At 63.5% G+C, this 17449-nt stretch carries 23 protein-coding genes; 16 read left to right on the top strand and 7 right to left on the bottom strand.

The features are described from left to right. Positions 1 to 333 precede the first annotated feature (333 nt). The 16 genes from V7116_RS21130 to V7116_RS21055 all read left to right on the top strand — a co-directional run bounded on the left by V7116_RS21130 (position 334) and on the right by V7116_RS21055 (position 12059). Positions 334 to 2148: a menaquinone biosynthesis decarboxylase gene (locus tag V7116_RS21130; RefSeq protein WP_324393962.1), complete on the top strand. Its 1815-nt coding sequence runs from the start codon at positions 334 to 336 to the stop codon at positions 2146 to 2148. Between the two features lie 265 nt (positions 2149 to 2413). Continuing rightward, positions 2414 to 3340, top strand: a complete 927-nt coding sequence (locus V7116_RS21125; protein WP_324393961.1) for a UbiA-like polyprenyltransferase — start codon at positions 2414 to 2416, stop codon at positions 3338 to 3340. Positions 3341 to 3365: 25 nt separating this feature from the next. Continuing rightward, positions 3366 to 4400 carry an ABC transporter substrate-binding protein gene (locus V7116_RS21120; protein WP_324393960.1) on the top strand — a complete coding sequence of 345 codons (1035 nt, stop codon included), beginning with the start codon at positions 3366 to 3368 and terminating at the stop codon, positions 4398 to 4400. A gap of 63 nt (positions 4401 to 4463) precedes the next feature. Next, positions 4464 to 5051 carry an ABC transporter ATP-binding protein gene (locus V7116_RS21115; RefSeq protein ID WP_324393959.1) on the top strand — a complete coding sequence of 196 codons (588 nt, stop codon included), beginning with the start codon at positions 4464 to 4466 and terminating at the stop codon, positions 5049 to 5051. Next, a complete protein-coding gene (locus V7116_RS21110; RefSeq protein ID WP_324393958.1) occupies positions 5024 to 5245 on the top strand; it encodes a hypothetical protein in 222 nt (73 codons plus the stop codon). Before V7116_RS21115 ends, V7116_RS21110 begins: the two co-directional genes overlap by 28 nt. Beyond that, positions 5206 to 6051 (top strand): ABC transporter permease, encoded by an 846-nt coding sequence (locus V7116_RS21105; RefSeq protein WP_324393957.1) that lies wholly within the window; start codon positions 5206 to 5208, stop codon positions 6049 to 6051. The genes V7116_RS21110 and V7116_RS21105 overlap by 40 nt, the downstream gene beginning before the upstream one ends. A gap of 32 nt (positions 6052 to 6083) precedes the next feature. Further along, positions 6084 to 6320 (top strand): DUF4160 domain-containing protein, encoded by a 237-nt coding sequence (locus tag V7116_RS21100; protein ID WP_324393956.1) that lies wholly within the window; start codon positions 6084 to 6086, stop codon positions 6318 to 6320. 2 nt (positions 6321 to 6322) lie between these two features. Further along, positions 6323 to 6601: a DUF2442 domain-containing protein gene (locus tag V7116_RS21095; protein ID WP_324393955.1), complete on the top strand. Its 279-nt coding sequence runs from the start codon at positions 6323 to 6325 to the stop codon at positions 6599 to 6601. 170 nt (positions 6602 to 6771) lie between these two features. Further along, entirely contained in the window at positions 6772 to 7470 is a 699-nt protein-coding gene (locus V7116_RS21090; protein WP_324393954.1) for a ubiquinone/menaquinone biosynthesis methyltransferase, read from the top strand. Between the two features lie 107 nt (positions 7471 to 7577). After that, a complete protein-coding gene (locus V7116_RS21085) occupies positions 7578 to 7787 on the top strand; it encodes a TOBE domain-containing protein (protein WP_324393953.1) in 210 nt (69 codons plus the stop codon). Positions 7788 to 7814: 27 nt separating this feature from the next. After that, positions 7815 to 8411, top strand: a complete 597-nt coding sequence (locus V7116_RS21080) for a UbiX family flavin prenyltransferase (protein WP_349258555.1) — start codon at positions 7815 to 7817, stop codon at positions 8409 to 8411. After that, positions 8401 to 8904, top strand: coding sequence for a pyridoxamine 5'-phosphate oxidase family protein (locus tag V7116_RS21075; RefSeq protein ID WP_324393951.1), 504 nt, complete (start codon positions 8401 to 8403; stop codon positions 8902 to 8904). Before V7116_RS21080 ends, V7116_RS21075 begins: the two co-directional genes overlap by 11 nt. 137 nt (positions 8905 to 9041) lie before the next feature. After that, on the top strand, positions 9042 to 10283 hold the full coding sequence (locus tag V7116_RS21070) for a cation:proton antiporter (protein ID WP_324393950.1): 1242 nt from the start codon (positions 9042 to 9044) through the stop codon (positions 10281 to 10283). Between the two features lie 19 nt (positions 10284 to 10302). Further along, a complete protein-coding gene (locus V7116_RS21065; RefSeq protein ID WP_324393949.1) occupies positions 10303 to 10665 on the top strand; it encodes a P-II family nitrogen regulator in 363 nt (120 codons plus the stop codon). Between the two features lie 25 nt (positions 10666 to 10690). Continuing rightward, positions 10691 to 11404, top strand: a complete 714-nt coding sequence (locus V7116_RS21060) for a glycosyltransferase family 2 protein (RefSeq protein WP_324393948.1) — start codon at positions 10691 to 10693, stop codon at positions 11402 to 11404. Beyond that, the gene (locus V7116_RS21055; RefSeq protein WP_324393947.1) at positions 11391 to 12059 is read left to right on the top strand and encodes a TlpA family protein disulfide reductase; all 669 of its coding nucleotides are present in this window, start codon (positions 11391 to 11393) and stop codon (positions 12057 to 12059) included. Before V7116_RS21060 ends, V7116_RS21055 begins: the two co-directional genes overlap by 14 nt. 126 nt (positions 12060 to 12185) lie before the next feature. On the opposite strand, the gene V7116_RS21050 is transcribed toward V7116_RS21055, so the two are convergent. The 7 genes from V7116_RS21050 to V7116_RS25915 form a co-directional block, all read right to left on the bottom strand. Next, on the bottom strand, positions 12186 to 12536 hold the full coding sequence (locus V7116_RS21050) for a hypothetical protein (RefSeq protein ID WP_324393946.1): 351 nt from the start codon (positions 12534 to 12536) through the stop codon (positions 12186 to 12188). Between the two features lie 44 nt (positions 12537 to 12580). Continuing rightward, a complete protein-coding gene (locus V7116_RS21045; RefSeq protein ID WP_324393945.1) occupies positions 12581 to 13219 on the bottom strand; it encodes a DUF4013 domain-containing protein in 639 nt (212 codons plus the stop codon). A gap of 78 nt (positions 13220 to 13297) precedes the next feature. Beyond that, complete coding sequence (locus V7116_RS21040; protein ID WP_324393944.1) at positions 13298 to 14260, bottom strand: metal ABC transporter permease; 963 nt, start codon at positions 14258 to 14260, stop codon at positions 13298 to 13300. Positions 14261 to 14372: 112 nt separating this feature from the next. Then, entirely contained in the window at positions 14373 to 15242 is an 870-nt protein-coding gene (locus tag V7116_RS21035) for a metal ABC transporter ATP-binding protein (RefSeq protein WP_324393943.1), read from the bottom strand. A gap of 73 nt (positions 15243 to 15315) precedes the next feature. Continuing rightward, positions 15316 to 16476 (bottom strand): metal ABC transporter solute-binding protein, Zn/Mn family, encoded by a 1161-nt coding sequence (locus tag V7116_RS21030; RefSeq protein ID WP_324393942.1) that lies wholly within the window; start codon positions 16474 to 16476, stop codon positions 15316 to 15318. A gap of 135 nt (positions 16477 to 16611) precedes the next feature. Continuing rightward, positions 16612 to 17043 carry a Fur family transcriptional regulator gene (locus V7116_RS21025; RefSeq protein WP_324393941.1) on the bottom strand — a complete coding sequence of 144 codons (432 nt, stop codon included), beginning with the start codon at positions 17041 to 17043 and terminating at the stop codon, positions 16612 to 16614. Positions 17044 to 17283: 240 nt separating this feature from the next. Continuing rightward, a partial coding sequence (locus V7116_RS25915) for a D-aminoacyl-tRNA deacylase (protein ID WP_349258554.1) occupies positions 17284 to 17449 on the bottom strand: 166 nt, incomplete at its 5' end.

Genomic DNA, 17449 nt, shown 5'->3' with positions numbered 1-17449 from the left:
TTTTGAACGTCGTTTCTACGACACCTTATCTGTCCGTTGAAACGGGGCAAGGTCATAGTTCTTAGTCGAGAACCGGGCGCGCACAAGTATGCTCGACCTTTTGGGTAGACGAAGCAAATGCCCCTCTCCGGCAGCAGCGCCGCCCTTGACCGAGCCTGAACTAAGAACTATCGACTAAAACTCACGACTGCCTCCGCAGGTTGTCACCGCCGGATCTGCACGTTATGCTATCGGGCGCTGCGGAAACTGCCCTGTGGCAAAGCGCGCAGTTCGTGATAAAATCTACAAGGTTTCAAAACTTTCAAAATTCCCTGAACGATGGAGTTCCTCTCAATGGCCTACGCCGACCTCCGTGATTTTATCGAGCGCCTGGAAGCTGAAGGCGAACTGATCCGCATCACTACGTCCGTCAGCGCGCAGTTGGAGATCACTGAGATCACCGACCGGGTGAGCAAAGGCCCGGACGCGCAAAACAAAGCTCTGCTGTTCGAAAACGTCGAGGGCAGCAGCATCCCGGTGCTGATCAACGCGTTCGGATCGGCGCGGCGCATGGCGCTGGCGTTCGGCCTGAACGATCTGGAAGAGGTGCGCCACAAGCTCGGCAAGCTGATCGATCTCAAGCTCCCGGCGGGCATGGGCGGCATGATCAGCCGGGGCACGGATCTGCTCGGCGCGGTGCGCAGCATGGGCTTCGGTCCCAAGCTGGTCAAACAGGCCGTGTGCCAGGAAGTCGTCATCACCGATAACCCGTCGCTCGACATGCTGCCGATCCTGACGTGCTGGCCGGACGACGGCGGGCCGTACATCACGCTGCCGCAGGTCATCACGCGCGACCCGGTTAGCGGAACGCGCAACGTGGGCATGTACCGCCTCCAAAAGTTCGATGGGCAAACCCTGGCGATGCACTGGCAGCGTCATAAGGGCGGCGCGGAGCACGAGCGCGAGGCGCGCGAAGCGCAAAAGCCGCGTATCCCGGTCGCGGTGGCGCTCGGCGGCGATCCCGCGCAGACGTGGTGCGGATCGGCTCCCCTGCCCCCTAACATCGACGAATACCTGCTGGCGGCGTGGTTGCGCGGGCGGCCCGTGCCGTTCGTCAAGTGCGTCACGCAGGATCTGGAAGTGCCCGCCAACGCGGAGATCGTGATCGAGGGCTACCTGGACCCCAACGAGCACCGCATCGAGGGGCCGTTCGGGGACCACACCGGCTTTTACACGCCCGAAGACCTGTTCCCGGTGATGCACATCACCGCCATCACGCACCGCGAAAACCCGATCTACCCAACGACCATCGTGGGCAAGCCGCCGATGGAAGATTACTGGATGGGCAAGGCCACCGAGCGCCTGTTCCTGCCACTGATGCAGCTTTTCATGGGCGAGATCCGCGACGTGAATATGCCCGCCGAGGGCGTGTTCCACAACCTCGTTATCGTCAGCATGAAGCCGCGCTTCCCCGGCCACGCCCAGAAGATCATGTACGGGCTGTGGGGCCTGGGCCTGATGATGCTGTCGAAGGGCTTCGTCATCGTGGACGAGGACGTCAACGTGCACAACCTGCAAGCCGTCGCGGACGCCGTATTCCGCAACGTCGATTGGGCGCGCGACGTGACGATCGTGGACGGCCCGGTCGACCAGCTCGATCACAGCGCCGTGCGCAACTCGTACGGCGGCAAGATCGGTGTGGACGCCACGCGCAAGGCGGATCGCCAGCCGGGCGCTCCCGCTCCGATCCAGGCCTCGGACGCCATCACCGGCATTGCGAGCGCGAACTGGACCACCTACGGCGACGCGGTGCTGGTCGCGGCGGTCGATAAGGCCACGCACCCGGCAGAGGCGACGATCCGCGCGCTGTGGCAGCACGCGCCGGGCTACCTCGTCGTGCTGCTCGACGCGAGCGCGGATGTATGCGATCTGCGCGACGTCGCGTGGCGCGCGCTGGGCAACACCGATTGGCGGCGCGATGTCGTGTTCAGCACGCCGCTCGATCACTTCGCGCCGGACGACGCGCCGCGCGGTACGATCGGCATCGACGCGCGCGCCAAGGGGCCGGAAGACGGGCACCCGCGCGGCTGGCCGGAAGATATCGTGATGGACGGCGACATCGTGCAGCGCGTCACCGAGAAGTGGGATAGTTACGGGATCGGGAGATAACGTAAGTCTGGCCCTCATCCCCACGCAGGCGGAGGGAAAAGGTCCCACCCAGGACAATCGTGTAGGGGCATGCCCCTACGGTGAACAGAACTATTCGATGGAAAAACCGGGCGGAGCAATCCCGCCCCTACAAAACTTCCGGAAATTTGGCTTTTCTCCCCTCTCCAACTTGATTGGAGAGGGGCCGGGGGTGAGGTCCGCCCGCCCCTACGAAAACCAGTGCATTACCGGCAGGAACGGGCCAATCTCGCCCAGGACAGAACACATGGGATCATCGACACAACGCGCCAAAGACTCCGCCCAGGCCCGTGGTTTGCAGCCCGGCAGCGCCGCCTATAAGCTGCGCGTCTTCCTCGACCTCGTGCGCTTCGAGCACACGATCTTCGCGCTGCCGTTCGCGTACATCGGCATGGTGCTGGCCGCCGAAGGACTGCCCACGCTGTGGGACTTCGTGTGGGTGACGGTGGCGATGGCCGCCGCGCGCACGCTGGCGTTTGCCGTCAACCGTCTCGCGGACCGCGCCTACGACGCGCGCAATCCGCGCACCATGAATCGCCCCACTGTGACCGGCGCGATCGACGCGCGCACCGTCACCATTTACGCGGGTGTGGCGCTGGTCGTGCTGCTGGTGGCCGCCGCCGTGCTCGATCCGCTGGCGCTGGCGCTCTCGCCCATTGCGATCGTCTTTCTGGTGGGCTACAGCTTCACCAAACGCTTCACGGTGCTGGCGCACTGGGTGCTCGGCCTGACGGATGCGATGGCCGTGGCGGGCGGCTGGATCGCCGTGCGCGGCTCCTTCTTCAGCATGGATGACCTGCCCGCGTGGCTGCTGACCGCCGCCGTCACGTTCTGGATCGCGGGCTTCGACCTGATGTACGCCTGCCAGGACACGGAATACGATATCGCGGAAGGGCTGTACGCCTGGCCTGCGAAATATGGCAACGCGGGCGCGCTGCAACTGGCAGTCGCCAATCACGTGCTGTTCATGATCCTGCTGGTGTTGGCGGGCATCGCGGCGGGCCTCATGTGGCCGTTTTACATCGCGGTCATCGTCACGGCGCTGCTGCTCCGGTACGAACACAAACTGGTCAAACCCGACGACTTGAGCAACATCAATGTCGCGTTCTTCAACATGAATTCGTACATCGCTCTCACGTTATTCGTCGGGGTGCTGCTCTCACTGCTGCTCTAGCCCCGGCCAACAAGGAGAAAACACTATGCGTAAATCTCTGTTTTCGCTCGTGCTGATGATCGCGCTTCTGGCCGCCGCGTTCAGTCCGCTGCCCACAGCGGCGCGCGCCCAGGACGACGAAGTCACGCTGAAGATGGGCCTGCTGCCCATTCTGGATGTGCTGCCGTTTTACGTCGCGGCGCAGGAAGGCTACTTCGAGGCTGAAGGCGTGAACATCGAGCTGATCCCGGTCAGCAGCGCGCTCGAACGCGACCAGCTGCTGCTGGCAGGCGAGATCGACGGCATGCTCAACGACCTCGTGAGCACCGGCATCTTCAACGCCGATGAAACGCGCATCGTCGTCGTGGCGCAGGCCCGCCGCGCCTACGAAGACTCACCGCAGCTGCGCATCCTGGCCGCGCCGGACAGCGGCATCACCTCGCCCGAAGACCTCGTGGGCGTCGAGATCGGCATCTCCGAAAACTCGATGATCCACTACATCACGCAGCGCATCCTGGAGCAAGCCGGGCTGAGCGCGGACGATCTCGAATATCGCGCCGAGCCGAACATCCCCGTGCGCTACCAACTGCTGATGGAAGGCCAGTTCCAGGCCGTGACCCTGCCCGATCCGCTGGCGCAGGCGGCCATCGAGGGCGGCGCGATCCTCGTTGCGGACGACACGACGCTGGTCGATCAGCAGTTCAGCCAGAGCGTGCTGAGCTTCCGTAAGGAAATCGTGGACGATCATCCCGAGGCAGTTCAGGGCTTCCTGCGCGCGTGGATGCACGCGGCGGAAGACATCAACGCCGACCCAGACGCCTACCGCGACCTGTGGATCGAAAACACCAGCGTGCCGGAATCCGTGCGCGATACGTACGTGCTGCCGCCCTTCCCCACCTACACCATCACCGGTGAAGACGCCTGGGAAGATACGGTCAAGTGGCTGGTGGCTACGGACATCGTGGACAACGCCGCCGCCTACGAGGACAGTGTGAATCCCAGCTTCGTGCAGGCGATGCAGATGGAAGCCGGGATGGAATCGATGGCCGCGACCGCCGAAGCAACCGAAGCGGCTCAATAACGACGATTTCTCCCATAGGGGCAATTCATGAATTGCCCCTACACTAATCATGCTGGCAATCTCATGATCACCATCACTGATCTCACATTTCGTTATGGGTCGCGCGGCGTCCCGGTCTTCGACAGCTTCAACTGGCACGTCGCGCCGGGCGAGGCGTGGTCGATCATTGGCCCGTCCGGCTGCGGCAAAACGACGCTGCTGACGCTGATCGCCGGGCTGCGCCGCGCCACGAGCGGATCGATCCGCGTGGGCGAGACGCTGATCGCGCGCCCGCGCCCCGAAACGGGCCTGATCCTGCAGGATTACGGCCTGATGCCCTGGGCGACCGTCTGGGACAACGTGGCGCTGGGCCTGCGCGTGCGGCGCTTCTACGGGCCGGACGGCAAACACGCGCCGCAGTCCGCCCCGCCGCCGAGCCGTCAGGAAGCCCGTACCGCCGTCGAACGCTGGCTGCGCCGCCTGAACATTTACGAGCAGCGCGACAAGTTCCCCGGCGCGATTTCCGGCGGGCAGCGGCAGCGCACCGCCATCGCGCGCACGCTCGCCTTGCAGCCGGATCTGCTGCTGATGAGCCGTTCAGCAGCCTGGACGCGCCCACCCGCGAAGATTTGCAGGCGCTGGTCTTGCAGCTTCAGGAAGAAATGCACCTGACCAGCGTCATCGTCACGCACGCCATTGAAGAAGCGGCGATCCTGGGCCGTCGCATTCTCGTTCTGAGCGAGCCGCCCAACACCGAGCCGGTCATCATCGAAAATGACGCGGCAGGCGAGCCGGGCTATCGCAGCACAGCGACCTTTTTAGAGACATGCACCCAACTACGCCACCTGCTCGGCCTGCGGGTCTGAGCCAACCGCGCGCGCCCTGGTACGCCGCGCTCGCAGGGCCAACCACCCGGCAGATCGGCCACCGCCTGCTGAACCTGCTGCTGGCGATCGGCATCTTCGCGCTGTGCTGGATCGCGCTGGCCGCGTATCTGAACCGCGACATCATGCCCTACCCGTGGCACGTGATCCCGGTCTTCTTCGAGGAAATGCACAAGGATCTGTGGATGCACACCCTCGCCAGCGCGCGGCGCGTGCTGTCGGCCATTGCCGTGTCGGTGGTGATCGCCACCCCGGTCGGGCTGGGGCTGGGCCAGATCCGCGCGCTGAACCGGATCTTCTCGCCGCTGATCGCGCTGGTCTACCCGATCCCCAAGATCGTGTTCCTGCCGGTGATCCTGGTGATCCTGGGCATTGGCGAAACGTCGAAAGTCTTCCTGATCTCGATCATCCTGTTCTTCCAGATCCTCGTCGTCGTGCGCGACGAAGCCGCCAGCATCCGCCCGGAACTGCTGCAATCGGTGCGGTCGCTGGGCGCAGGACGGCGCGCGCTGTTCCGCTATGTATACGTGCCCGCGTCGGTCCCGGCGGTGCTGACGGCGCTGCGCGTGTCGGTCGGCACGGCGATCGCGGTGCTGTTCATCGCGGAGCAGTACTCGACGCGCGAGGGGCTGGGCTATTACATCGTCACGCTGACGTGGCAGCGCCTGCGGTTTGATCAGATGTACGCGGGCATCCTGGCGATGTCGCTGTTGGGGCTGGTGCTGTACGTGGTGATCGACGTGCTGGAGCGCATCTTTGGCCGCTGGCGCTACGCGGGCGAAAGCTGACGCCGGGGTATAATAGAGGCGGGTAAAGTGTCATGCCAACCGTCATGCGGATCGGCCCCTTTCGCTTCTTCTTCTACTCAAATGACGGTAGTGAGCCTCAGCATGTTCATGTACAGTCATCTGATGGCGAAGCAAAGTTCTGGCTGAAACCAATTGAGATTGCCTGGAGTCGCGGCTTTAACGACCGGGAACTCTCCCAGATCGGGCGGCACATTCAGGACAACCAGGCTTATCTGCTCGAAACATGGCACAAGTTTTTCGAGGTGTAACCATGAGCGACCAAAGTCCTCGTGAGGAAGATCGGCCCGTTGCGGTAGAAACAACGAGCGACATGCTGCGCGTCACACTCGCAGACGGACGGATCATCGCCACGCCGCTAAACTGGTATCCCCGGCTGGCAAATGCCACGCCGGAGCAGCGCGCCATGTTTGAATTGAGCAGGGGCGGTGTGCATTGGCCCGATCTGGACGAAGATCTGTCCGTGGCCGGAATGCTGCGCGGCAATCGCCCGGCCCAGCCGCGCCACACATCGACGGAAACACACGTTTAAAACACAAACGCGGGCGGGTTAGAAACCCGCCCCTACAAAACCCTGTCGTTTTGCTTGCTCCCCTCTCCAACTTGATTGGAGAGGGGCCGGGGGTGAGGTCGCTGCGGAATTTATCCAGCCGTGCAACCCGCCCCACCTGAATCCTCTTGCGGAATCGAAGGCCCTGACCCATGACCCACTCCACCGATCACGCCGTCTACGTGCAGGACATGTTCGGACGCATCGCCGCCCGCTATGACCTGATGAACCGCCTCATGACCTTCAACCAGGACCGCGCATGGCGGCGCTTCGTCGTCGGCAAAGCCGCGCTGCCGCCGGGCGGCTGGCTGCTGGACATCGCCACCGGCACGGGCGACATCGCGTTCGAGGCGCGGCGTCAGGTCCGCGATCTGCACGTCGTCGCGGCGGACTTCGCGCTGCCGATGATGCGCGTCGGCCAGCAGCGCCCCGGCGCGGATGCGCTCGCGTGGCAGGCCGCCGATACGCTGCGCCTGCCCTATGCGGACAGCGCGTTCGACGCCGTAACCAGCGGCTATTTGTTCCGCAACGTGACGGACATCCCCGGCGCGCTGGCCGAGCAAATGCGCGTGCTGAAGCCCGGCGGGCATCTCGTCACGCTGGACACGACGCCGCCCCGGCGCAACCTGCTGCGCCCGTTCATCCAGATCCACCTGAAGTACATCATCCCCACCCTGGGCCGGATCATCAGCGGCGAGGCGGACGCGTACAAGTACTTGCCCGAAAGCACGTTGGGATTCAAAACGCCGGAAGAATTGGCGACCCTGATGCGCGAGGCCGGGCTGCAATACGTGGGCTACCAGCGTTTCATGTTTGGCACGATGGCGGTACACTGGGGCATTAAACCCTAAATTGTAAATTCGTTCTTTCTCTCAGGACGGTGCGAGTCCGATTTGCTATACTCTTGAGTTGAATCACTGGTGCTTCGCTGTGGCATTTTCATGCAAGGAGATTCTCCATGAAACTCAGCGCACGCAATACACTTAAGGGCACCGTCAAGAAGATCACCCCCGGCGCAGTGAACGCCGAGGTCGTGATCCAGGTTGCCGGCGGGGTCGAGATCGTCTCGATCATCACGATGGAATCGATGAAGAGTCTGGGCCTCGAAGTGGGCAAAGAAGCCTACGCGGTCATCAAGGCCTCTAACGTCATGGTTGGCATTGACTAGCCGTCTTTTCGGGCTTAATTCCCGTTGTTGACCACGACACCCAAGCGCCTGATCGTCGCCATTTCTGGGGCCAGCGGCGCAATCTACGGCATCCGTCTGTTAGAAGTTCTGCGTCAGGATCAGGCGGTCGAAACACACCTGATCCTGACTGAAGCCGCCCGGATCACCATCACGCAGGAAACCGCGTGGTCGGTGAGTGAGGTCGAAGCGCTGGCGGACGTCGCGCACAAGCCGAATAACATCGGCGCAAGTATCGCCAGCGGATCGTTCGACGCGATGGGCATGGTCGTTGTGCCGTGTAGCATCAAGAGCCTGTCGGCCATCGCCTACAGCGCCGCGAGCGATTTGCTGAGCCGTGCCGCCGACGTTCAGTTGAAGGAAGGGCGACCGCTGCTGCTGGCCGTCCGCGAGACGCCGCTGCACCTGGGCCACCTGCGGTTGATGGTCCAGGCCGCTGAAATCGGCGCGATCATCATGCCACCCGTCCCGGCCTTTTACAGCCTTCCGCATACTCTGGACGACGTGATCAACGGCACGGTGGGGCGTATCTTGCTGCGGTTGGGCATCAATAACGACCTGTATTTTGAATGGCTGGGGTTAAAAGGCAAGCCACATGCTGAGTGAAATCCCTCCGCTGCCAGACGATCTGCGCGCGGCCCTGGCCGAGTTCATGGCCGCACAGTCCACGCTGGTACTGGCGACCACTGGCGATCAGGATGGCCGCCCGCAGGCAGCGCCGCTCTTTTTTGCCGCCGACGAGAGCTTTAACCTCTACTGGGTATCCAGCCCGGACAGCCGCCACAGCGCCAACATTGCGGATTGGGACGTGGCAGAAGCCGCCATTTACGTCCAGACGTGGGACTGGACCGGCATCAAGGGCATTCAGATCGCGGGGAGCGCGGAAGCGGTTTCCGACGACGACGAGCGCGCCCACGCGCTGACCGTATACAAAGCGAAGTTCCCGTTTGTGAACGATCGTTTTGAAACTCTCATCGAAGACAGTGTGTTTTACGTGCTGCGCCCTACGTGGATCCGGTGGCTGGATAACCAGCGCCACTTTGGATACAAGCAGGAGTTCCGCATAGAACCGCCCGAAACGCTACAGCGTTCGAGCTAGCGCAACCGCGCACCAGGCCGTCTTCGTCTTCCCGCCACCTGTACAGCCTGTAGCTCATCACACCTTGTTTCCGCAGCGACGGCGGGCGCTGTGTGTTATATGCTGGGCGGGGACAGCCGGGCAACAAAGGAGGGACCGTGGAAAGTAACGTCATTGAATTGTTTCTGGCGCTGGGCATCATCATCGCCGCCGCGCAGCTTGCCGGAGCGGCAGCGCGCGCGCTCAGCCAACCCCGCGTGTTCGGGGAGCTGATCGCGGGTGTCGTGCTGGGGCCGACCGTGCTCAATTTTCTGGACTGGTCGATCTTTCATGACCCCGAGATGCTGCATCACACCATCACCGAGCTGGCCGAGCTGGGCGTGCTGTTCCTGATGTTCACCGTCGGGCTGGAAGTGCACCTGGGCGAGCTGCTGTCGGTGCGTAAGGTGGCGGTCTGGGGCGGCGTCCTGGGCGCTGTCCTGCCGATTCTGCTCGGCGCGCCGATCATCCTGCTCTACGACTATTCAACCGAGGCCGCGATCTTCGTCGGCGTGACGGTGGCCGCCACGTCGGTGAGCATCTCCGCCCAAACGCTGCTAGAACTGGGCGTGCTGCGCACTAAAGAGGGTCTCGGGCTGCTGGCAACTGCCGTGGTCGATGACGTGCTGGCAATTTTGCTGCTGTCGATCACCGTCGCCACGCTGGGCACGGGCGAAAGCGCGGGCGCGCTGGATCTGCTGTGGATCTTCGTGCGCATGATGTTGTTCATCGTGATCGGCATGGGCATCGCCTGGACGCTCCTACCACGACTGCTCAACCGCATCCATCGCAGCCGCAACCTTGCGACCGGCACGGCGGCGTTCGCGCTGATCGCCGCGCTGATCTTTGGCTGGGCGGCGGACGCGCTGGGCGGCATCGCGGCCATCACCGGCGCGTTCATGGCGGGGATGGGCCTCAGCCAGACGACCGAATCGACCAAACACGTCATCGAGGAGGCCGTGCAGAACATCTCCTACTCGTTCCTGGTCCCGATCTTCTTCGTCAACGTGGGTCTGATCGTCGATCTGACCGAGTTGGGCACGCATCTGTTGCCACTGACGGGCCTTTTACTGGTATCATCAATCATATCGAAGGTGCTTGGCAGCGGGGTTGGCGCGCGGATTGGCGGCTTCACGACCGCCGAGTCGTTCCGGTTGGGCGTCTGTATGATCTCGCGCGGCGAGGTTGGCCTGATTATTGCCTCGGTGGGGCTGTCCAGCGGTTTCTTGAATGAGGAACTGTTCCAACCCGTCTTTGTCGTCATTCTACTGACCACGGTCCTGACGCCGCCGCTGGTGCGCCTCGTGTTCCGGGAGCGTACGCAGCAGCCGCGGCAAAAACTGTCTTCAGAGCAGGCTTAACGATAAGGAATGCGACGTCATGGCAAAACTCGTCATCCTGATCACTCCACAAATGGAAAAAGGGCTCGAAGTTGCAGAAGCGTGGGAAGCCGCGGGTGCGGCGGGCGTCACGCTGATCGAAAGTTATGGGCTGCATCACGTCCGTGAAAAAAGCCGGACGAAAGAACTGCCACTGTTCGTCTCGATGGTGAACGTGCTGCGGCAGGTCGAGGAAACGAACCAGACGATCCTGTCCGTCGTGCCGGACGAGCTGGTCGATTCGCTGCTGGATGCGGCGTGCAGCGTCCTGGGCGACCTGCGCACCCAGCCGGATACGGGCGTGGCGTTCGTGCTCGACGTGGACCGCATCTTTGGATCGGATACACTCAAACCGCTGACGTAGCGGGTAAAAGAGTTCAGGAGCAGGTATGGCTGAAGCTGAACTGCATGCAAGCACGCCAGACTCGCCGCGCATTTTGGCGCTGGTCCCCGCCTACAACGAGGGACGCCACGTCGCCGGGGTGATCGCCGGGGCAAAAGCCGCGCTGCCCGTGCTGGTCGTAGACGACGGATCGAGCGATGACACCGCCGCCGAAGCGGAGCGCGCCGGGGCCACCGTGCTGCGCCAGCGTCCCAACCAGGGCAAAGGCGCGGCGCTGCGGGCCGGGTTCCGCTGGGCCGTTGACCAGGGCTACGACGCGATCGTCATGCTCGACGCGGACGGTCAGCACGATCCGAACGAGATCGCGCTGTTTCTGGACCGCTACACCCACCAGGGCGACGATCTGGTCATCGGTTCCCGGCGCTTCAGCCAGATGCCGCTGCTGCGGCGCACGACCAACACAATCGGGCGGTGGCTCTTTTCGTGGGCCATCGGCCAGCCCATTCCCGACAACCAGTCGGGCTACAGGCTGGTCAGCCGCCGCCTGATGGAAGCCATGCTCGAAAGCCACGAGAGCGGCTTTGAGTTTGAAGTCGAGATGATCGTGATCTGCATCCAGCGCGGCTTCAAGCTGGGATGGGTGCCGATCCGCACCATTTATGCCGACGAAGTGAGCCATATCCGCCCCGGCCAGCACGTCGTGGGCTTCTTCCGGCTGGTATGGCATACCCGCGCGGTGATGCGTCATGGAAATGCCTGACCTCAGCCCGCTCATGCCGCCGCCGGAACCCCGGCGCGGGTTGGGCTGGCTGATGCTGTTGGCGCTGCCCGTGGGCGGCGTGATCGCGGCGCTGCTGATCATCACGTTTTCCGGCGGCGAAGATAACGGCACGAGCACCAGCGCCGCCGTGTACCCCTCCCCCGCGCCGGTCACATTCATTCCGCCTACGCCGCTGCCGTCCGAAACCGCCGTGCCGAGCCTGCTCGACCAGCCGGTGCCGGACTTCAGCCTCTCCATGCTGGACGGCGAGACGATCAACCTGCCGGAGTACGTCGCAGGCAAGATCGTGTTCCTCAACTTCTGGGCGACGTGGTGCGAGCCTTGTAAACAGGAAATGCCCGAACTCCAACAGCTTCAGGACGAGCGCAGCGCGGACGGGATTGAAGTGCTCGCCGTCACCGATCCCACATCGAGCCAGGACGAGGACGACATCCGCGACTTTCTCGACGATTACGACCTGACGCTGCCCGTCGCGCTGACGTCGGAGCTGGCGCTGTTCCAGACCTTCAACGTGCTGCAAATCCCGATCACGTACATCATCGACCGCGACGGCATCATCCGCGACTATCACATTGGCCCGCTGACGAACTCGGATATCGACGCCTATCTGGCGCGGGTAGGCATCAGCGACTAGCCGGGAAATAGTAACTGGCGCAAGCCCTCCACGGTCTAAAGACACGACCGCGCACCTGCTGCCGCAAACGCAAAAGGGGCGCGAAACGCGCCCCTCCAAGAGTCCGAACAGCCGGGCAGCAGCCCCCTAGCGCTCCTTGTGATACGCGTCCTCGCGGTCGCGGAGCAGCAGTTCCTCAAGCTGGTAGACCTCATCGTCGCTGAGATCGTTCATCAGCCGCTGAATGCGGTCCGGGCGATTGCGCTTGGCTTTCGCCAGATGGTGACTCTCCTCGGCATCGTGGCCGCCGCGCGCACCCAGCCAGACCGCCATCGTGCTCAGCGTCGCCGCACCGGCCAGCGCCAGCACGATACCGAACAACTCGATGCCGCGCATTTGATTCACCACCCCGGTCGATGAGGTCATCATCGTGGTCAGCATGATCGTCACCATGACCCAGATGAGGATGGTGGCTCCCAGTCGTTTGTTTGCATCCATCTGTCGTACTTCCCCCTATACTCTACTCGACCAACAGCGGCCCCCTACCGGCGCTGTTCGATCTCCAACGCGGCCTGCCCGATCAGGTGGCCGTGCGCGATCTGCACCCAGAAGCTCAACACCAACAGGCCGACGCAGGTGACGATCAGCAGCGGCGAAATCAGCGCCGCGACCAGCCCCACCGCCAGCACGTAGAGCATCAGCATGACCAGCACACCGGCATGTGCGCGCACGTCGCGCAGCAGCGACCCGAACTGTACGAAGTCGGAGAAATTGCCACTTTCCGAATAGCGCATCACGCCCATCCAGTACATCGCCGTGGCCGGTATAGCATAAATCAGCGAGGCCAGCGTGGCGAACATGCCGAGGCATGCCACCATCAACCCGCCCGCGTCCGACTCACCGGCGATGCTGCTGAAAATCCCCATCACGCAGCCCACCGCCAGCGCCGGAAGCGCATACACGAACCCCGCGATGGTCGCCATGATGCCGTCGGTGATCACCTGCCCGAGATCTTCCGTGCCCGGCAGCGGGCGCGCCTTGCCGTGAACCACGTTCCGCGCCACGCCGACCGTATAACCCAGGCCGAAGATCGGAATCAGGTTCAGCAGCGTGCCGACCACGACCTTGGTGATCCAGTTTTCATCATCCAGTGGAAACTTAATCGCCCGTACGAAATCCATCGTCATACCCCCTGCGCCAAGCATACCGATCCAGTCTTGCTTTTCTATACGCATGGGGCCGTCAGGGGGTTGCGCGGATTACGGCTCTGACTCCGGCGCGACGGCGGCAGACGGCAGCGCGCCCTGTCCGCGCCGCAGACGCAGGCTCACCCGCGCGAAGCGCAGCGCGTTGGCCGACTGCTGCGCGAGGAATACGGCCAGGAAGATCGTCGTCGCGGTCAGCACGATGGCCGGGCCGGTAGCGATGTCCTGGTGATAGGAGAGGTAAAAACCGACGATGCTCGACGCCGCGCCCAATCCCGCCGAAACAAACATCATGGGCAGCAGGCGGCGCGTCAGCAGGTTGGCCGTCGCCGCCGGGGTGACCAGCAGGGCGACCATCAGCGCGATGCCGACCGTTTGCAGCGACACGACGATGGTCACCGCGATCAGGATCAGCAGCAGCAGGCGCAGCGCCTCACCCGGCAGGCGCAGCGTACGCGCCAGGATGGGATCGAACGAGATGATCATGAACTCTTTGTAGAACAGCGCGACCACCGCCAGCACCGCCGCCCCGAAGACCAGGATCAGCTTCAGGTCGCTGTCGGACACGCCGAGGATCTGCCCGAAGAGGATGTGCGTCAGGTCGCCCGCGTAGTTATTCATGCGCGAGATCATGGCAATGCCGAGCGCAAACGACGCCGTGAACACGATCCCGATGGCCGTGTCTTCCTTGACCTTTTCGTGCCGCGTCAAAACGCCGATGCCCAACGCGCTGAGGATGCCCGCGCCCAGCCCGCCCCAAAACAGCCCGTCCGTCGAGCCGTTGGCGCGCTGGTAGGCAAACGCCACGCCGGGCAAAATCGCGTGGGCCAGCGCATCGCCAAAGAAGGTCATGCCGCGCACGACGACATACGTGCCCAGTACCCCGCTCACGATGCCGACCACGATCGCCGCCTCCATGCTGCGCAGCAGCAGCGGATATTGCAGCGGCGCGATGAACCACGCGTCCAGGGTATCGATCAGGGTCGCCCAAAAGCCACCGGCAAGGAAAATCGTCACGCTTCTCTCGTCTTTCTATTTGTCCGATTGATCGGATTGTTCAGTTTTATCAGGTTGATCGGGTCGATCAAATTAATCCTATCGATCCGGTTGATGCGATCAACCGGATCGATCAGTGTTTTGGTTCGTGCTCGTGCTCGTCGTGATCGTGGCAGGGCTTGTCAGCCACCAGCACGAACTGCGCGCCGTCCTGCCACAGCGCGATCCGGTCGCCAAACGTCGCCGCAAGCGCTTCCGGTGTGTACACCTCGGCGGGCGGACCGTACGCGACGACGCGTCCCCGATTGAGCATCAGCAGCTTGTCGTAATGCGTCGCGGCCTGGGCCAGATTATGCGTCGCCAGCAGCACGGCGATCCCGTCGCGGCGCAGCACGTCGAGCACCTCGAAAATCTCGGATTCGGCCTGCGCGTCCACGCCGCTGAACGGCTCGTCCAGCAGCAGCACGCTCGCCTGCTGCGCCAGCGCGCGGCCCACGAACACACGCCGCCGCTGCCCGCCCGAAAGCTCCCCGATCTGCCGCCTGCGCAGATCCCACATACCGACCCGCTCCAACGCCTGATGCACGGCCTCGCGGTCGCGTTTGCGCGGCGGCAGCACGTAGCCGATCTGGCGCGCGCGGCCCATCATGACCACATCCCAGACCGTCGCGGGAAACTTCCAGTCGATCGCTTCGTGCTGCGGCACGTAACCGACCATCGAGTGACTCTGGCGGCACGGTGCGCCACTAATGGAGATCGCGCCGTGGTGCGGCAGCAGGCCGACCAGCGCCTTGAACAGCGTCGATTTGCCCGCGCCGTTCGCGCCGACGATGCCCACGCGCTCCCCGGCGTACACCTCGAACGAGATGCCATCGATCGTGCGCGCGCCGTTATATCCGGCGGCGAGATCGGTCACGGTCAGGATCGGCCCCGGCTCGCTTTGAGCCTGGACATCAGCGCGCGTCCCGGCGAGGGCTGGCGCGCGAAGGGAAAAATCAACCATAGTCGTCCACCATTCAAAACCGGACCGGAACCGGAAGCGTACAGCCTCCTGCCCCGGTCCGCATCGTGCGAATTTACTGGCCCAGTGCTTCGACAAACATCCGCGTGTCGTACCGGATGTAGTCAAGATACGTCCCGGCGTCGCCGTCCGGCTCGCTGAGCGAGTCGGTGTAGAGCGGGACGATCTGCGCGCCGGTCTCGTCCGCGACCTGCTGCGCCAGGCTCGGATTGACGGTCGTCTCGGTGAAGATCGCCGGGACGCCGTAGTCCTGCACCGTGCTCACCAGATCGAGCACTTCCTGCACGGACGGTTCCGCCGCCGTGCCGCCGCCGGGAATCACCACCCCGGCCAGCTCCAGCCCGTAGCGATGCGCATAGTAGCTCAAGGTCAGGTGATTGGTCACGATCAGGCGGCGATCCTTAGGGATCGTGGCGATCTGGTCGCGCACGTCGCCATCCAGCGCCGCCAGCTCGGACAGATACGCGTCCGCGTTGGCCGCGTACGTTTCCGCGTTGGCCGGGTCCAGGCTCGACAGCGTATCGCGCACGCTCAGCGCCCACAGCGCCGCGTTGGCAGGATCGGTCCAGACGTGCGGGTCGCAGCTTCCGGCGGCGTGCTCGTGCGCTTCGTCGTCGGCTCCGGCCTCGGCTTCGTCATGGGCATCGCCGGGGCATTCCAGCGCGTAGAGCGGGCCGATCGCGCCTTCAGACAGCGCCGCGTCGTCCACGCCAAACGCCGCCGCGACTTCAGAGGTGTGCTGCGCGCAGGCCTGCGCCACCGCGTCAGACACTGCGCCTTGATCGGCCAGATGCGCCTCGGCGGTCGCCTCGTCCGCATGATCGTCCTCGTGCGCGCCCATGCCCGCCTCAATCGCGCGGACCGGGACGCATGCCGAAACGATCACCAGTTGATCGCTGGCCGCTTCCTGAATCACGGGCAGCAGGCTTTCCTCAAAGTTGATACCCACCGCCAGCACCGCGTCCGCGTCACTCAGCGCCGCGACGTCCCGCGCGGACGGGGAATACGAGTGCGGATCGCCGCCGAACGGGATCAGGCTGGTGACGTCGGCGGCGTCACCGGCAACGTTCTGCGCTACGTCCGCCAGAATGCTGAAGCTGGCGACGATCTGCGGGCGATCCGCCCGCGCGTCGGCATGCGATCCTTCGACCAGGGGCGAGACTGCCAGCACCATCAAGGCCAGCAGCGCCGGAACAGAAATCCATTTACGCGCCATCCGTCAAACTTCTCCTCTGCATGGGTGTTCGTCACCACATTACCGATGCAGCGCTGCATAGTTCCGGTGAGCAGGCCAGGCCCACCGCATCAAACAGCCCGAAGGCTGGCCGTGCCAAATTGAACCGCGTCGCTGTCAGTTGTTGCGCTGACAGTTCGCGCACAGGCCGGAAATTTCCAGCCAATGCCCGGTGATCTGGTACCCGGTGCGCGCCGCGAGCGAATCCAGAAACTCGCCCAGGCCGCAGCCTTCGATCTCGACGACCGCGTGGCAGCGCTCGCACACCAGATGATGCGTATGTCCCGGTGTTGACAGCGCGTATCCGTGGCAGTTATCCGCCACATGCACCGCCCGCACGATCTGCATGCCTTCCAGCAGTTCCAGCGTGCGATAGACCGTCACCAGCCCCAGATCCGCGCAGTATGTCTGCCCCCGCTCCTGAATTTCGGCGGGCGACAGGGGCGTTGCCGTTTGCAGCAGCGCGTGCAGAATCGCGGCGCGGGGCTGCGTGAGCTTATGCCCATCATCGCGGAGCTGTTGGGCCAGCGTCTCAAACCGATCGTTCATCGTTTTTCACCTGCGAGTTGATAATGTTTTTCACTATAACTGAAAAACGTTTTCAATACGAGATTGTATAGAAGCGGGACGGGGATGTCAAGGGCGGAGCAGTCAAGTCGCCAGCGGTTACGGGATCAGCAAGGACGATCGAGGCGCGCGATCAGCTGCGGCGAGGAGTATTCCGCGCCGTGGCGCAAAAAACGGGTAGGGCTGGCCCTACCCGCAGTACAAATTCAAACCCGCTTGTGATTACAGCGTATCCGTATCGAGCAGAATCGTCACCGGGCCGTCATTCTGAATCTCGACGTGCATGTACGCCCCGAAGACGCCCATCTCCACGCGCTGCACGCCTTCCTCGCGCAGCAGCGCCGCGAAGCGCTCGACCAGCGGCGCGGCCAGATCCGGCGGCGCGGCG

The organism is Aggregatilinea sp. (assembly GCF_036822615.1).
Classification (GTDB): domain Bacteria; phylum Chloroflexota; class Anaerolineae; order Aggregatilineales; family Aggregatilineaceae; genus Aggregatilinea.
The sequence above is the reverse complement of the archived record's forward strand: the minus strand, read 5'-3'. Positions and strand labels throughout refer to the sequence as shown.

What these genes read in the sequence shown, in the direction of transcription:
- V7116_RS21130 (WP_324393962.1), top strand. Translation starts at nt 334, where the DNA reads ATGGCCTACGCCGACCTCCGTGATTTTATCGAGCGCCTGGAAGCTGAA.
- V7116_RS21125 (WP_324393961.1), top strand. Translation starts at nt 2,414, where the DNA reads ATGGGATCATCGACACAACGCGCCAAAGACTCCGCCCAGGCCCGTGGT.
- V7116_RS21120 (WP_324393960.1), top strand. Translation starts at nt 3,366, where the DNA reads ATGCGTAAATCTCTGTTTTCGCTCGTGCTGATGATCGCGCTTCTGGCC.
- V7116_RS21115 (WP_324393959.1), top strand. Translation starts at nt 4,464, where the DNA reads ATGATCACCATCACTGATCTCACATTTCGTTATGGGTCGCGCGGCGTC.
- V7116_RS21105 (WP_324393957.1), top strand. Translation starts at nt 5,206, where the DNA reads ATGCACCCAACTACGCCACCTGCTCGGCCTGCGGGTCTGAGCCAACCG.
- V7116_RS21100 (WP_324393956.1), top strand. Translation starts at nt 6,084, where the DNA reads ATGCCAACCGTCATGCGGATCGGCCCCTTTCGCTTCTTCTTCTACTCA.
- V7116_RS21095 (WP_324393955.1), top strand. Translation starts at nt 6,323, where the DNA reads ATGAGCGACCAAAGTCCTCGTGAGGAAGATCGGCCCGTTGCGGTAGAA.
- V7116_RS21090 (WP_324393954.1), top strand. Translation starts at nt 6,772, where the DNA reads ATGACCCACTCCACCGATCACGCCGTCTACGTGCAGGACATGTTCGGA.
- V7116_RS21085 (WP_324393953.1), top strand. Translation starts at nt 7,578, where the DNA reads ATGAAACTCAGCGCACGCAATACACTTAAGGGCACCGTCAAGAAGATC.
- V7116_RS21075 (WP_324393951.1), top strand. Translation starts at nt 8,401, where the DNA reads ATGCTGAGTGAAATCCCTCCGCTGCCAGACGATCTGCGCGCGGCCCTG.
- V7116_RS21065 (WP_324393949.1), top strand. Translation starts at nt 10,303, where the DNA reads ATGGCAAAACTCGTCATCCTGATCACTCCACAAATGGAAAAAGGGCTC.
- V7116_RS21060 (WP_324393948.1), top strand. Translation starts at nt 10,691, where the DNA reads ATGGCTGAAGCTGAACTGCATGCAAGCACGCCAGACTCGCCGCGCATT.
- V7116_RS21055 (WP_324393947.1), top strand. Translation starts at nt 11,391, where the DNA reads ATGGAAATGCCTGACCTCAGCCCGCTCATGCCGCCGCCGGAACCCCGG.
- V7116_RS21050 (WP_324393946.1), bottom strand. Translation starts at nt 12,536, where the DNA reads ATGGATGCAAACAAACGACTGGGAGCCACCATCCTCATCTGGGTCATG.
- V7116_RS21045 (WP_324393945.1), bottom strand. Translation starts at nt 13,219, where the DNA reads ATGGATTTCGTACGGGCGATTAAGTTTCCACTGGATGATGAAAACTGG.
- V7116_RS21035 (WP_324393943.1), bottom strand. Translation starts at nt 15,242, where the DNA reads ATGGTTGATTTTTCCCTTCGCGCGCCAGCCCTCGCCGGGACGCGCGCT.
- V7116_RS21030 (WP_324393942.1), bottom strand. Translation starts at nt 16,476, where the DNA reads ATGGCGCGTAAATGGATTTCTGTTCCGGCGCTGCTGGCCTTGATGGTG.
- V7116_RS21025 (WP_324393941.1), bottom strand. Translation starts at nt 17,043, where the DNA reads ATGAACGATCGGTTTGAGACGCTGGCCCAACAGCTCCGCGATGATGGG.